Annotated in this window: 16 protein-coding genes and 1 pseudogene; 10 read left to right on the forward strand and 7 right to left on the reverse strand. The window is 75.0% G+C overall.

Features of this window, described 5'->3' with window-relative positions; genetic code table 11:
* Nucleotides 1–355 (reverse strand): annotated as a pseudogene (locus DMH08_RS35335) (GNAT family N-acetyltransferase); the annotation flags it as partial.
* A 2-nt stretch (nt 356–357) separates the two neighbouring features.
* Nucleotides 358–1,668 carry a helix-turn-helix domain-containing protein gene (locus DMH08_RS35340; protein ID WP_125620467.1) on the reverse strand — a complete coding sequence of 437 codons (1,311 nt, stop codon included), beginning with the start codon at nt 1,666–1,668 and terminating at the stop codon, nt 358–360.
* 209 nt (nt 1,669–1,877) lie between these two features.
* On the opposite strand from DMH08_RS35340, the gene DMH08_RS35345 reads away from it, so the two are divergent.
* The 5 genes from DMH08_RS35345 (at nt 1,878) to DMH08_RS35365 (ending at nt 4,316) form a co-directional block, all read left to right on the forward strand.
* A complete protein-coding gene (locus DMH08_RS35345; protein ID WP_125620469.1) occupies nt 1,878–2,165 on the forward strand; it encodes a hypothetical protein in 288 nt (95 codons plus the stop codon).
* A complete protein-coding gene (locus DMH08_RS35350) occupies nt 2,162–2,494 on the forward strand; it encodes a hypothetical protein (RefSeq protein WP_125620471.1) in 333 nt (110 codons plus the stop codon). The genes DMH08_RS35345 and DMH08_RS35350 overlap by 4 nt, the downstream gene beginning before the upstream one ends.
* Before the next feature lie 32 nt (nt 2,495–2,526).
* On the forward strand, nt 2,527–2,802 hold the full coding sequence (locus DMH08_RS35355; protein ID WP_026402708.1) for a hypothetical protein: 276 nt from the start codon (nt 2,527–2,529) through the stop codon (nt 2,800–2,802).
* A 209-nt stretch (nt 2,803–3,011) separates the two neighbouring features.
* Entirely contained in the window at nt 3,012–3,782 is a 771-nt protein-coding gene (locus DMH08_RS35360; protein ID WP_158642447.1) for a phosphotransferase, read from the forward strand.
* A gap of 72 nt (nt 3,783–3,854) precedes the next feature.
* Complete coding sequence (locus DMH08_RS35365; RefSeq protein ID WP_125620475.1) at nt 3,855–4,316, forward strand: pyridoxamine 5'-phosphate oxidase family protein; 462 nt, start codon at nt 3,855–3,857, stop codon at nt 4,314–4,316.
* 86 nt (nt 4,317–4,402) lie between these two features.
* Here the strand turns inward: DMH08_RS35365 and DMH08_RS35370 are convergent, their stop codons facing one another.
* The 3 genes from DMH08_RS35370 to DMH08_RS35380 form a co-directional block, all read right to left on the reverse strand.
* Nucleotides 4,403–4,705 carry a hypothetical protein gene (locus DMH08_RS35370; protein ID WP_051300718.1) on the reverse strand — a complete coding sequence of 101 codons (303 nt, stop codon included), beginning with the start codon at nt 4,703–4,705 and terminating at the stop codon, nt 4,403–4,405.
* Between the two features lie 20 nt (nt 4,706–4,725).
* Nucleotides 4,726–5,058: a hypothetical protein gene (locus DMH08_RS35375; RefSeq protein ID WP_026402706.1), complete on the reverse strand. Its 333-nt coding sequence runs from the start codon at nt 5,056–5,058 to the stop codon at nt 4,726–4,728.
* A gap of 72 nt (nt 5,059–5,130) precedes the next feature.
* Nucleotides 5,131–5,970, reverse strand: coding sequence for a LysR family transcriptional regulator (locus DMH08_RS35380; protein ID WP_125620477.1), 840 nt, complete (start codon nt 5,968–5,970; stop codon nt 5,131–5,133).
* 94 nt (nt 5,971–6,064) lie between these two features.
* Between DMH08_RS35380 and DMH08_RS35385 the strand changes: the two genes are divergently transcribed.
* Together DMH08_RS35385 and DMH08_RS35390 are read left to right on the forward strand one after the other, a co-directional pair.
* The gene (locus DMH08_RS35385; RefSeq protein WP_026402704.1) at nt 6,065–6,787 is read left to right on the forward strand and encodes an SDR family oxidoreductase; all 723 of its coding nucleotides are present in this window, start codon (nt 6,065–6,067) and stop codon (nt 6,785–6,787) included.
* A 29-nt stretch (nt 6,788–6,816) separates the two neighbouring features.
* A complete protein-coding gene (locus DMH08_RS35390; RefSeq protein ID WP_125620479.1) occupies nt 6,817–7,854 on the forward strand; it encodes an NAD(P)-dependent alcohol dehydrogenase in 1,038 nt (345 codons plus the stop codon).
* Between the two features lie 4 nt (nt 7,855–7,858).
* Here the strand turns inward: DMH08_RS35390 and DMH08_RS35395 are convergent, their stop codons facing one another.
* Entirely contained in the window at nt 7,859–8,668 is an 810-nt protein-coding gene (locus tag DMH08_RS35395) for an SAM-dependent methyltransferase (protein WP_125620487.1), read from the reverse strand.
* Between the two features lie 142 nt (nt 8,669–8,810).
* On the opposite strand from DMH08_RS35395, the gene DMH08_RS35400 reads away from it, so the two are divergent.
* The 3 genes from DMH08_RS35400 (at nt 8,811) to DMH08_RS35410 (ending at nt 11,115) form a co-directional block, all read left to right on the forward strand.
* On the forward strand, nt 8,811–9,272 hold the full coding sequence (locus DMH08_RS35400) for a nuclear transport factor 2 family protein (RefSeq protein WP_125620481.1): 462 nt from the start codon (nt 8,811–8,813) through the stop codon (nt 9,270–9,272).
* A gap of 75 nt (nt 9,273–9,347) precedes the next feature.
* Nucleotides 9,348–9,812, forward strand: a complete 465-nt coding sequence (locus DMH08_RS35405; protein WP_125620483.1) for a PPOX class F420-dependent oxidoreductase — start codon at nt 9,348–9,350, stop codon at nt 9,810–9,812.
* A 43-nt stretch (nt 9,813–9,855) separates the two neighbouring features.
* Nucleotides 9,856–11,115 (forward strand): hypothetical protein, encoded by a 1,260-nt coding sequence (locus tag DMH08_RS35410; protein ID WP_125620485.1) that lies wholly within the window; start codon nt 9,856–9,858, stop codon nt 11,113–11,115.
* Between the two features lie 33 nt (nt 11,116–11,148).
* Here DMH08_RS35410 and DMH08_RS40545 read toward each other — a convergent pair.
* Nucleotides 11,149–11,826 (reverse strand): hypothetical protein (locus DMH08_RS40545; protein WP_158642448.1); only part of this gene is annotated, 678 nt, incomplete at its 5' end.

An 11,826-nucleotide genomic window follows, 5' to 3' on the forward strand; every position in this document is an offset into this window, starting at 1 on the left:
GCCGCCCCAGCCCCCGCCCGCGCTCCGCTCGATCGACGATCAGTTCGACGACCGCGAACTTCGACGCGTCCACCACGTCCCAGGACGGTAGGGACGCCGCGGCCCACCAGCCGCCCGCCGCCATGGAGAACCCGAACGCGAACCCCAGGAGCCGCTCGTCCCGCAGCGCCGTGACCAGTGTGAACCCCGACGCCGCCGCCTGACCGCGCGTCCGCTCCACGAACCGGGCGCGGGAGAACTTGGGAGCCGAGTCGTACGGCGGCTCGGCATAGACCCGCTCGTACAGGTCGGCCAACCCGTCCAGCATCGCCAAGGCCCTGCGGCCGTCATCGACGCGAAGCTCGACGCCGGGCACGATCAACCCTCCGTGCGGCCGCACGCCTCCGGCGACGCCAGTTCGCGGAGTTCGCGCACGCAGGACCGCTCCCTCCGCGTCTCCGGCACGGCGTCGAGCACCATCCGCGCGCCGCGCGTCACCGTGGCGGTGCGCTGGGAAGGGCTCAGCGACCCCACCGCGCGGGAGGCGTGGGCGACCCCCGTGGCGACGTCGCCCGCCTGAACCAGGCAGGTCGCGCGGAGCAACTCGATCTGCGCGCGCTGCCGCTCCATGCCCCCCGGGTAAAGGCGCAGGGCGTCGGCCTGAGCACGTTCCGCCCGAGCGGCATCGCGGACACAGGTGTAGGTGAACGCCGCAGTGTGCCGCAGCGCCGTCTCCGGCCACGCCCCGGTGGACAGGCGCTCGTCGGCGGTCGCCCGGGGCAGGCGGCCGAACCTCTCCTCCATGGCGTGGACGGTCCCCGTCGCGTCGCCCGTGCGCCCGAGCAGCGCCAGGGCCTGGGCGCGGGCGGCCATCGCCTCCAGCACCGCGGCGCCCGAGGACGGCCCGGCGATGGCGATCGCCTCATCGGCGAGCCGCAGCACCAGCGCGAGCGGCCGTCCCGCGTACAAGGCGCTCATGGACTCGTACCCGCGCACCCACACCCGCAGGTCCCGGTCCGCGAAGGCGTCGGCGGTGTGGCGAGCGGTCTTCCACCAGTCCCGCGCCTGGCGCGCGTGCCCGAGCGTGGCCGCCGTCATCGCGACGAGCGCGGCGAGCTTCCCGGCGGGGCCGCACAGGCCGCGCCGCGTCCCGGCGTCATCGACGACGCGGATGGTCCGCTGCACCCGCACGAGGTCGTGCGCCAGGTCGGGCAGGAGCGCCCCGGGCGGCGCGGTGAGGAACGCGTGCCCGTACTCGAAGGCGACCTCCTCCCAGTCGGCGATCAGCCGGTCCCGCGGCCCGCCGGGGATCGCCTCGGCGAGCGCCTGCCGGATCGGCTCCAGCGGCTCCTCCGCGACGCCGACGTCCACTCCCAGAAGGCCCAGGCACGCGAGCAGCCGACGGCGTTCCTCGTCCGTCTCCCGCCGCGGCGGCCCCGGCCGTCCGCCGAACAGCCCGCCGGGCTCGACGCCGAGGGCGTCCGCGAGGGCGCGGCGGTAGCGCGCGCCGATGCCCGCGCGCCCGGCCTCCCAGCGCTTGACGTAGCCCTCCACCGTGGCGAGGTCGGGCCGCTGCGCGTCGGGCAGCGCGGCGCACACGCGCGCCGCGAGCACACGCTGCGTCAGCCCCCGCGCGGCGCGCTCGGCGGCGAGTCGGGACCCGAACGCCCGCCGTTCTTCCGGTGTCATGGGAGCACCTCGCGTGTCGGCGTGCCACCTGCCTGCCCGCAGATGCACCCCATTTTGCCTCTGCCGATGTGACCTGCGACACCGCTTCACTGAATCTAGCGACAGGCCCCCGACTGGCAGGGGCGCCCGTCCAGCCGGAAACAAGGCGGCCCCGGCCCGGTGCGCGGACACCGGGGGGCGGGGCCTCGGCCGGAAGGCGGTTCCGACCTATGGCGGATCGTACGACTCCGCACCACCATCTCGCGGCGTTCGCCGCGCGGCTGTCGGCGCGGCGGCTCGCGGTCGAGCTGACCGCGAGCGGGCTGCGCGTCTCGAACCCCGACGTCCCCGCGACCGTCACCGTCACGTGCCGTCCGCGCACCGACGACGGCGGCCGGACGTGGTTCTTCGGCCCCGGCCACGAACCGGTCGCCGAAACCGACCAGATCATGAACGCCGTCACGTGGGCCCTCGCCCGCCTCGCGGCCGACCAGGCCGGGACGGAGACGGCCCGGTGATCACACCGCAGGCGCGGGTGGCCGCCGAGGTGGCGCGCCGGTTCCCGGGGACGTCCGCGTGGCTGGGCAAGGCCACCGGGAGCTGGTGGGCGCTGGCCCGCGACCGCGCGGGCACCTGCCACCTGGTCGAAGCGGCGACGCCCGCCGAACTGGCCCGCCGCCTGAACGCCCTGGACGTCCGCCGCGCCACGCCATCGCCCGAACCGAGGCACCCGCGCGCCGCCGCGCCCGTCCGCACCGTCCCCGCACCTCCCCGGCCTGAACGCCGCCATCGTGCGCCGCGCCGGGGACGGCTGCGGACCGCACTCGGCGGCCTCGTCGCCCCCTGATCCCCGGTCCGCCGCGACTTTCGTGAGGAGAGATGGAGAGCATCGAGATGTTCGGCCGGGACGCGCAACTGCACGCGGCGCTCCGCCGGTGCGCGCCCCAGATGACGGCGTCCCTCGACCGTGACGACCGGGACCTGCCGCACGTGCGCGTCACCTACCGGGAGAACGGGCCCCGGTTCGTGTCCTGGGACGGCGGCACCTACCGATGGCGCACCGGGCCCGCCGCAGGACGGCGCCTGCCCGAAGACGCCGAAAAGGCGGCGGTCGAGATCGCCCGGGAGATGGGCGCGGCGGTGAAGCCGTCATGACCGCGCACGCTCGCCGGTGTGGGCCACCCGGAAATCGCCGTCCTGCACGCCTTCCTGGACCTGACCTCGGCGACCGGCCATGCTGCAGGAAGCCGACCGGCGGCCGGCCCGCCGACCACGCGGGAGACGCGCGCGGGTCGCCGGCCGTCGTCACCGATGCGTAGCGGGGACGCATGACACGAAGCGACCGGGGTGACCTGCCTGCGGTTGTGCGGGAGGCCGTCGCCGAGCGCACCGGCCCGATCCGGGACGTCCGGCCCGCCGACTCCGGCAACCACGCGGACATCGCGTCAACGGTGACCGGCGAGCGCGCGACCGTGTTCGTCAAGGCGGCGCGCAAGCTCCCGGACCGAGACGGCCCCGAGGTCATGTCGCTCCGGTGGGAGGCGCGGGTCAACGCGTTCGTCGGCGAGCTCGCCCCTCGGCTCCTGTGGAGCGCGGAGGCCGAGGGGTGGCTCGTCCTGGCGTTCGAGCACGTCCCAGGACGTCACCCGGACTACTCGCCCGGCTCACCGGACCTGGATCCGGTCGCCCGGACGGTCGGCCGTCTCCAGGCCATTCGGCTCCCGGATGTGGTGGATCGGCCCGTCACCACGCGGTGGGCGGGCATCGGCGACGTGTCGCCGATGGCGGGGACGGCGCTGCTGCACACCGACATCAACCCCGGCAACGTCATCATCGCCGCGGACGGCTCGGTGAGCCTCGTGGACTGGGCGTTCGTCAGCCACGGGGCGCCGTGGGTGGAACTCGGGCAGATGATCCCCTGGCTGCTGGCGGCGGGGCACACCCCCGGCTCGGCCGAGGCGTGGCTGGCCCGCTTCGCCGCCTGGCGGGCGGCCGACCCGGAGGCGATCGACCATTACGCCAGGCTGCACACCGCCGTGTGGACGCTCCGTTCCGAGCGCGTCGCCGCGGCGTGGATCAAGCCCTACCTCGCCGACGTGCGGCGCTGGGCGGCGTACCGGGGAGCGCTGGAATGAGTTCATCGGTCGCCGGGCGTAGGTCTCTCGCCTCATGCGCCTTTGTGAGTCCGCTGGTTAAGGTCGATCGTCATGCAGACCACGGGCAGTGCTCGCCGCCTGACGGCGGAGCGTAGGCGCGACACTCTGGAACGGCTCGGCGCCGAGCGGGACATGTGGGTGTCGACGGCGCATCCTGATCACGGCCCGCACCAGGTGCCGCTATGGTTCCTGTGGGACGGGCGAGCGGTGTGGATGTGCACCGGTGCGGCTTCCGCGACCGCGCGGAACGTCCGGGAGGAGCCGCGCGTGCGCCTGGCGCTACCGGATTCCTTCGACGTGGTGCTTCTCCAGGGGGAGGCGGAGTGCTTCCCGGACCGGGACGTGCCCGGAGAAGCGGCGGATGCCTTCGCCGCCAAGTTCGGGTGGGACCCGCGTACGGAAGACGATCCCTTTTCGTATGTGCGCGTGGTGCCGGAGACCGTGCGCGCCTGGCGTGGTGAGCCGGAACTCCGAGGCAGAGTCATCATGCGCGACGGGACGTGGCTCGAATAGTGGGCGGCACGACAAAGCCCCCTCGATCCCGGTTGTGGGGTCGAGGGGGCTCGTCCAGCGGCTTGAGCGCCCGTGACCGGGACGGCTCAGACGAAGACCGCTCGGATGGGGCCGCCGAAGTAGCCGCTGCCGGCGTGCGCCCAGGAGATGGCGGGCGCGTCCACGATGGGGCCGCCGATGGTGGTGCAGTGGCCCGGGCCGCACGCCGTGCCGACGACGTAGTAGCGGCCCGCGTCGCAGCTGACGCCGATGCTCTTGCCGTCCGACGACCGGTAGGTCGAGCAGGTGGCCTTCTCGACGGCCGGGGCGGCGTGGGCGGGGAGGGCGGTGAGGCCCGTAGTGCAGGCGGCCGCGACCGCGACCGCGGCGGCTCGTGCGTGTGCCTTCACGGGATCGTCCCTTCTCGGTGTCAGTCGTACTGGGGTTCGGGACGCGACCAGGTCACGGACGTGCCCGGCGGGCAGGACACGAGCGAGAAGTACTTGGAGGTGTACCACTCGTAGTTGCCGTGCTTGTAGGAGCCGTCGCTGCACCTGGCCTGCGTCTGGTACATCTGCGCGTCGGGCGGTCCCGCCCAGCAGTGGTAGCTCGCGGTGCGGTCGTAGCTGTGGTCCTCGCACGTCTGCCCCTTGTAGACGAACGAGCGGACGGCCTGCCCCGCGTGCGCGGCGGCGGGGTACAGGGACGTGAGCGCGACCGCGGCCGCGGCCGTCGCGGTGAGCTTGCTCAGGGTGGTGTGCATGGCGCTCCCTTCCGGACATCGCCATGCTCCGCCCGCGCGCTGTCGCCCCGGTCACGCGCCGGTCACGCCGTCCTAGACGCGGACGGCGGTTCGGACGAGGTCGGCGACGGCTTTCGAGCGGCTGTGCGGGGGCCACGCGATGACGGTGGTGACCGGCGGGGCGTCCAGGACCGGGACGGTGGCGACGTCGGTGTGCAGGTGGGAGCGGCACGACTCCGGGGCGACCGCTGACGCGCGGCCGAGCGCGATCAGCTGCGTGAGCTGCGTGTGGTCGCGGACCTCGGGGCCCGGGCCGTCCGGGTACGTCCCGTCGAGGTTCGGCCAGCGGGGCACGGGGAGGCCGGGCAGGTCGGCGACCTCGGCCATCCGGACGTGGGGGCGGGCGGCGAGGGGGTGCCCGGCGGGCAGGAGGACGACCTGGCCTTCGGTGCCGAGGTCCTCGATGTCGAAGCCCGCCGTGTCGTCGAACGGGCGGTGCAGCAGGGCCACGTCGGCGCGGCCGTCGCGCAGCACCCGCTCCTGCTCGCCGATGCCGGACAGGAGCACCTCGACGGGGACGGCGTCCGGTTCGGCGGCGTAGGCGTCGAGCAGCTTGGCGAGCAGTTCGCCGTTCGCGCCCGCCTTGGTGGCGAGGACGATCCCGCCGGGGGACGCGGCGGCGCGGCGGGTGCGGCGCTCGGCGGCGTCGACCGCGTGCAGCGCCGCGCGGGCCTCCCGCAGCAGCACCCGGCCCGCCTCGGTGAGCGCGACGGAGCGGCTGGTGCGCTCCAGCAGGGTGGCGCCGAGGCGGCGTTCGAGCCGGTGGATCGCGCGGGAGAGCGGCGGCTGCGCGATGCCGAGCCGCTGCGCCGCCCGTCCGAAGTGCAGCTCCTCCGCGACGGCGACGAAGTACCGCAGCTCCCGTGTCTCCACGCTGCCACGGTACCCGCATCCATACCCGCGGAGTATCGATGCGCACCCGATCGGTGTTGGAGGTTCCGCCGGTTCCGGAGCGAGGATCGACGGCATGAGCGAACGGACGACCGCGCTGGTGACCGGCGCGAACAAGGGCATCGGGTACGAGATCGCGGCGGGGCTGGGCGCCCTCGGCTGGGCCGTCGGGGTCGGCGCCCGGGACGCGGGGCGCCGCGAGGCCGCGGTCGCGAAGCTGCGGGCGGACGGCGTCGACGCGTTCGGCGTGCCCCTCGACGTGACGGACGACGCGAGCGTGACGGCCGCCGCCGGGCTGGTCGGCGGACGCGGGGGCCTGGACGTGCTCGTCAACAACGCCGCGATCACCGGCGGCGGGCCGCAGGAGCCCACGGCGGTCGATCCCGCGACGGTGCGGGCGGCCGTGGAGACGAACGTCATCGGCGTCATCCGCGTCACGAACGCGATGCTTCCGCTGCTGCGCCGCTCGGCGTCGCCGCGGATCGTGAACATGTCGAGCATGGTCGGTTCGCTGACGCTGCAGAGCGCGCGCGGCGACGCCACAGGCCCGATCTCCGCCGCGTACGCCCCGTCGAAGTCGTTCCTGAACGCCGTGACCGTCCAGTACGCCAAGGAGTTGCGGGACACGGGCATCCTGGTCAACGCGGGCTGCCCCGGTTTCACGGCGACCGACCTCAACGGCTTCCGCGGCGTCCGGACGCCCGAGCAGGGCGCGGCGATCGCGATCCGCCTCGCGACCCTCCCCGACGGCGGACCGTCCGGCGGCTTCTTCAACGACGAGGGCGAACTGCCTTGGTGACGTCCGGGCTGCGAGATCGGAGCGGTGCCATGCGTGAGGTCAGTGGATGGGCCGCCCGCGAACCGGGTGCGGGGCTCGAACCGTGGGTGTTCGAGCGGCGGGAGCTGCGGCGGACGGACGTGGCGGTGCGGGTCCTGTACTGCGGGGTGTGCGCGAGCGACCTGGCGGCGGTGCGCGGCGGCGATCCCGCCGGGTTCCCGCTCGTGCCGGGCCACGAGATCGTGGGGGAGGTCGCGGAGACGGGGTCCGGGGTGACGCGGTTCGCGGTCGGCGACCGGGTGGCGGTGGGCAACATCGTCGACTCGTGCCGCGCCTGCGGGCCCTGCCGGGCGGGGCGGGAGAACTGGTGCGAGGAGGGCGTCACCCTCACCTACGGGGGCGTCGACCGGGTCGACGGTTCGCCGACCCGGGGCGGCTTCTCGTCGGAGTACGTCGCGGACGAGCACTTCGTGCACGCGCTGCCGGACGGGCTGGACCCGGCGGGCGCGGCGCCGCTGATGTGCGCGGGCGTCACCACGTGGGTGCCGCTGCGTCGCTGGGGCGCCGGGCCCGGACGGACGGTCGGCGTCGTCGGCATGGGCGGGCTCGGGCACGTCGCGCTCAAGCTCGCGCGTGCCCTGGGGGCCGAGACCGTCCAGTTCACGTCGTCGCCCGCGAAGGTCGCCGAGGCGCGCCGGCTGGGCGCGGACGACGCCGTCCTCGCGTCGGACGGGCGGCGGATGGCGGCGCAGGCGGGCCGCTGCGACCTGATCATCGACACGGTCGGGGCGCCGCACGCGCTGGAGCCGTACCTGGCGGCGCTGGCCGTGGACGGGACGCTGTGCATGGTCGGCATCCCCGGCGGGGACCTCCGGGTGGACCCGATGAGCCTGATCGTCGGGGCGAGGAACCTGGCGGGGGCGGGCAGCGGGGGCGTCCGCGAGACCCGGGAGATGCTGGACTTCTGCGCCCGGCACGGCATCGTCGCCGAGACCGAGGTCGTCCCGGCGCGGGAGGCGGACGCCGCGCTGGGGCGGCTGGCGCGCAACGACGTCCGCTACCGGTTCGTGCTCGACATGGCCGCCTGACGGGTCAGGGCTTGCGGCCCACGGCGCTGTACTGGGCGACGTTCTCGGCTTCGCCCCACGGGCTGTCGAGGCCGACGCGCCAGCGGGCGGTCGACACGATGCCGGGCTCGACGAGGTCGAGGCCGTCCATCAGCCGCTTCATCTGCGCGTGGTCGCGGGCGCAGATCGGCAGGCCGCCCTCGGCCATGAACGTGTCCATGGCGTCCAGGACGGACTGGCCGTGGAAGTCGGCGGTGTCGTGCACGAGGACGAAGTGGCTGCCGGACGGCAGGGGGTCGAGGAGCCGCCGGACGATCGACTCGGCTTCGGCGTCGTCGACGATGTGCTGCAGGATGCCGATGAGCATGACGGCGATCGGCCGGTCGAAGTCGAGGTTCTCGCGGGCCTTCTCGAGGATGGCCTCGGGTTCGCGCAGGTCGGCGTCGATGTAGGCGGTCGTGCCCTCGGGCGTCGAGGTGAGCAGGGCGCGGGCGTGCGCGAGGACCATCGGGTCGTTGTCGACGTAGACGATGCGGGAGTCGGGGGCGACGCGCTGCGCGACCTCGTGGGTGTTGTCCTGCGTGGGCAGGCCGGTGCCGATGTCGAGGAACTGGCGGACGCCGGCCTCGCCCGCCAGGTACCGGACGGAGCGGCCGATGAACGCGCGGTCGTGCCGCGCCATCGTGACGATGTCGGGGTGGACGCGGGCGATCGCGTCGCCGACCTCGCGGTCGACGGGGTAGTTGTCCTTGCCGCCGAGCCAGTAGTTGGTGATCCGCGCCGAACTCGGCACGGTCGTGTCGATGCCGGGAATGTCGTTCACGAGCCGCTCCATGCCGCGATGCCGGTTGTCGATCTTCATCTTGCCCGGCCGCGGGGCCCCGTTGCTCCGTTTCGGGCATGCCGGGCGGAACACCGTCGGGACGCCAGTCACCTGACCGATGCCCCGGTGCGGGGGCGGTTCGTAGCGTCGTGGCATGACGACGATGAGCGAACTGATCGACCGGACGGACATCATCGAGCTGGTCGGCAGGTACATGGTGAGCCTGGACGAGCGGAACATCGACGACGCGTGGGCGCGCCGCTTCCACACGGCCGACGTCGCGATGGAGGCCCCGGTGGGCGAGTCCACCGGACTGGACGGGCTGGCGGAGTCGACGCGGGTCGCCCTGGAGCGGTTCGAGCGGACGCAGCATCTCGCGTCCAACCACATCGTGGACCTCGACGGGGACCGCGCGGCGGTGCGGTGGGACGCGCTGATGGTGCACGTCCACCTCGCGTCGACGGCGGCGGCCCGGGGGGAGGAGCCCGGCGCGCACTTCGACGTCGGCGGCCGGTTCGACGCGGAGGCGGTGCGGACGGCGGACGGCTGGCGGTTCCGCCGGATGGCGGTCCGGCCGGTGTGGTTCAACGGGCGGCCCCCGATCGGAATGGAGTAACGGGTTCCCCGCCCGGGCTTCTAGGGTCGGGCGGGGAGCCGTACGGCTCCGCCGAACCGTCGGAAGAGGGGCGTCATGCCACGTATCGCCACCGCCGAGCGCGTCGACCGCGACGCGCTGCTGGAGTTCCTGCGCCCGCGCCATCGCGGGGTGCTCGTCACGACGCGCGGCGGCGGCGGTCCGCAGATGTCGCCCGTGACGTGCGGGCTGGACGGCGCCGGACGCATCGTCGTGTCGACGTACCCGGACCGCGCGAAGGCGCGCAACGCCCGCCGCGAGCCCCGGGTGTCGATCTGCGTGCTGTCCGACGACTGGAACGGCCCGTACGTGCAGGTGGACGGCCGCGCGCAGGTCGTCGACATGCCGGCGGCGCTCGACGGGCTCGTCGAGTACTACCGCGGCATCGCCGGCGAGCACCCCGACTGGGACGACTACCGCCGGGCGATGGAGCGGCAGAACAAGTCGCTGATCCGGATCACCGTCGAGGGGTGGGGGCCGATCGCGACGGGCGGTTTCCCGCCGGGCGTCGCCGGGTCCTGAGACGCCGTTGCGCCGGGCGGCGTCCGCGCGCGACGATCCGCCCGTGACACGGGAGCGCGTACACGACCTCATCCCCTCGCCCGCGGTGCGGCGGGAGCCGCCGGAGAGCCTCGCGCGGCGGACGGCGTCGGTCCCGGCGGACGTCCTGGCCGACACCGTGCTCGACCCGGCGGAGCCGTGGTGGCGCCGGTCGGGGTGCGCTCTCGCGCTGGCCGGGCGGGTGCCGGACGGGCGGGCGGCGGAGCTGTTCGCGTACGTCCGGGACGACGGCGGCCACGGGCTGCTGCGGGCGGCGGTCCTGGCGGCGCTGAGCGAGCCGGGACGCGCGCACTCGGACGAGCTGCTCGCCTGGCTTCGGGAGCAGGACGGGCGGGAGCCCTGGCACGGGGCGGACGCGGCGGTCACCGGGGCGCGGGCGCGGCTGGGCGAGCTGGGCACGGCGCGGCGCCTCGCGGTGCTGGCCGCGGACCCGTGGACGCACCTGCGCGTGCAGGGTGAGCGGGCCCTCGACGCGCTGGTCGGGGTGTGCGGCCTGCGGGCGGTGCTCGCCGAGTTCGGCGCCGCGTCCGCGGCGGACCTCGCGGCCGGCGGGGCGACGGCGGAGGAGCGGCTGCTCGGGGTGCGGCTGCGGTGGCGCGAGGACGGCGACGTCGCCGCGTCCCTCGGGGACGCCTCCACCATGGTGGCCCGGCAGGCGTACGAGCTGCTCGCCGAGGCGGACGGCGGCGACGAGCGGCTGTGGGGGATGGTGCGGCGGCGCGCCCCCGGGCACCTGTGGGCGCTCGCGGTGCTGCATCGGCGCGGCCACGGCGTCCGGGCGGCCTGGGAGGGGCTCGGCTCGCCGCGGGTGGAGCTGCCGGGGGTTCCGGCGGACGTGCGCGCGGCGATCGTCCGCCGCCACGTCCCCGGGCAGCGCGGCACCGACCCCCGGTGGCTGGTCGAGGCCGCGCTGCTCGAACCGGAACCGGACGGGCGGGCGGAGGCGGACCTCCGCCGCGCCGTCCGGGCGCTCGCCGGCGCGGGCCTGGAGCCGGGGGACCCGCGGCCCGAGGCGGCCGTCCGGGGGACGGGCCACGACACCTTCCACGTCGTGGAGACGGCCGCCGGGACCGTCCACGTCAGCACGCTCGGGCCGTTCGCCGAGTGCCGGGACGGGCGTCCCCGGGAGGTCCTGCGGGCGGCGGGCTTCACGTGCGTGGACGGGGCGCTCGCCGAGACCGTGGTCGAGGGGCTGCACGTCTACTTCTTCGGCGACCGGGGGCCGCTGCGGGTCCGCGACCTGCTGTTCTACTGGCAGGACTGACGGCGCGCGGATGAGGAACCTCTCATCGCGCTCTCACCGGAGGCGGACGGCGAGGCGGCCGGACGCGGGGTCGCGCGCGACGACCACGAAGCGCGCGAGGACGGCGAGGGCCAGCAGGCACGCGCCCATCTCCATGCCCTCCTCGACGCTCGTGCCGAGCGCGTAGACCTCCTTGAACCCCTGCCGGTTCACCCACCCGTTGAACGCCTCGACGACGAGGGCGCCCGTGATGTAGACGGCGAGCGCGCCGAGGAGGCCGCGCCGCAGGTCGCGGGGGAGGCCGCGCGCCCACACGGCGGCCGCGGCCGCGCCGGCCAGCGCCATCGCCGCGCCGGGCAGCACCCACGCGTACGTCGGCACGGACACGCCGAGCGCGTCCGCCCAGCCCTCGCCGACGACGGCGAGGCGCTCGTGGACCTGCACGGTCTCGTCGACGCTGAGCCAGGCGGTCGCCGCGGCGAGGGCGAGCCACGACGTCCGTCCGGGGCGGGACGTCCGGTCGGTGAGCAGGGCGGCGAGCAGCGCCGTTCCGGCCACCGCGAGCAGCAGGGTGCTGTTCCACCAGGTCGCGAGGTTGCTCTCGGAGCCGATGTTGAACAGCCGCCGGAGGGCGGGGATCGGCTCGACGTACTCGTGGTACATCCGGAGGGCGAAGTCGGCGGCGAGGAGGAGGGCGGTGGCGGCGGCCGCGGCCGGCAGCGGCCGGAGGGG

The sequence above is a fragment of the Actinomadura sp. WAC 06369 genome (assembly GCF_003947565.1).
In the GTDB taxonomy this organism is placed as follows: Bacteria; Actinomycetota; Actinomycetes; order Streptosporangiales; family Streptosporangiaceae; genus Spirillospora; species Spirillospora rifamycini.

What these genes read in the sequence shown, in the direction of transcription:
- DMH08_RS35340 (WP_125620467.1), bottom strand. Translation starts at nt 1,668, where the DNA reads ATGACACCGGAAGAACGGCGGGCGTTCGGGTCCCGACTCGCCGCCGAG.
- DMH08_RS35390 (WP_125620479.1), top strand. Translation starts at nt 6,817, where the DNA reads ATGCGTGAGGTCAGTGGATGGGCCGCCCGCGAACCGGGTGCGGGGCTC.
- DMH08_RS35405 (WP_125620483.1), top strand. Translation starts at nt 9,348, where the DNA reads ATGCCACGTATCGCCACCGCCGAGCGCGTCGACCGCGACGCGCTGCTG.
- DMH08_RS35375 (WP_026402706.1), bottom strand. Translation starts at nt 5,058, where the DNA reads ATGCACACCACCCTGAGCAAGCTCACCGCGACGGCCGCGGCCGCGGTC.
- DMH08_RS35385 (WP_026402704.1), top strand. Translation starts at nt 6,065, where the DNA reads ATGAGCGAACGGACGACCGCGCTGGTGACCGGCGCGAACAAGGGCATC.
- DMH08_RS35345 (WP_125620469.1), top strand. Translation starts at nt 1,878, where the DNA reads ATGGCGGATCGTACGACTCCGCACCACCATCTCGCGGCGTTCGCCGCG.
- DMH08_RS35365 (WP_125620475.1), top strand. Translation starts at nt 3,855, where the DNA reads ATGCAGACCACGGGCAGTGCTCGCCGCCTGACGGCGGAGCGTAGGCGC.
- DMH08_RS35400 (WP_125620481.1), top strand. Translation starts at nt 8,811, where the DNA reads ATGACGACGATGAGCGAACTGATCGACCGGACGGACATCATCGAGCTG.
- DMH08_RS35355 (WP_026402708.1), top strand. Translation starts at nt 2,527, where the DNA reads ATGGAGAGCATCGAGATGTTCGGCCGGGACGCGCAACTGCACGCGGCG.
- DMH08_RS35395 (WP_125620487.1), bottom strand. Translation starts at nt 8,668, where the DNA reads ATGGAGCGGCTCGTGAACGACATTCCCGGCATCGACACGACCGTGCCG.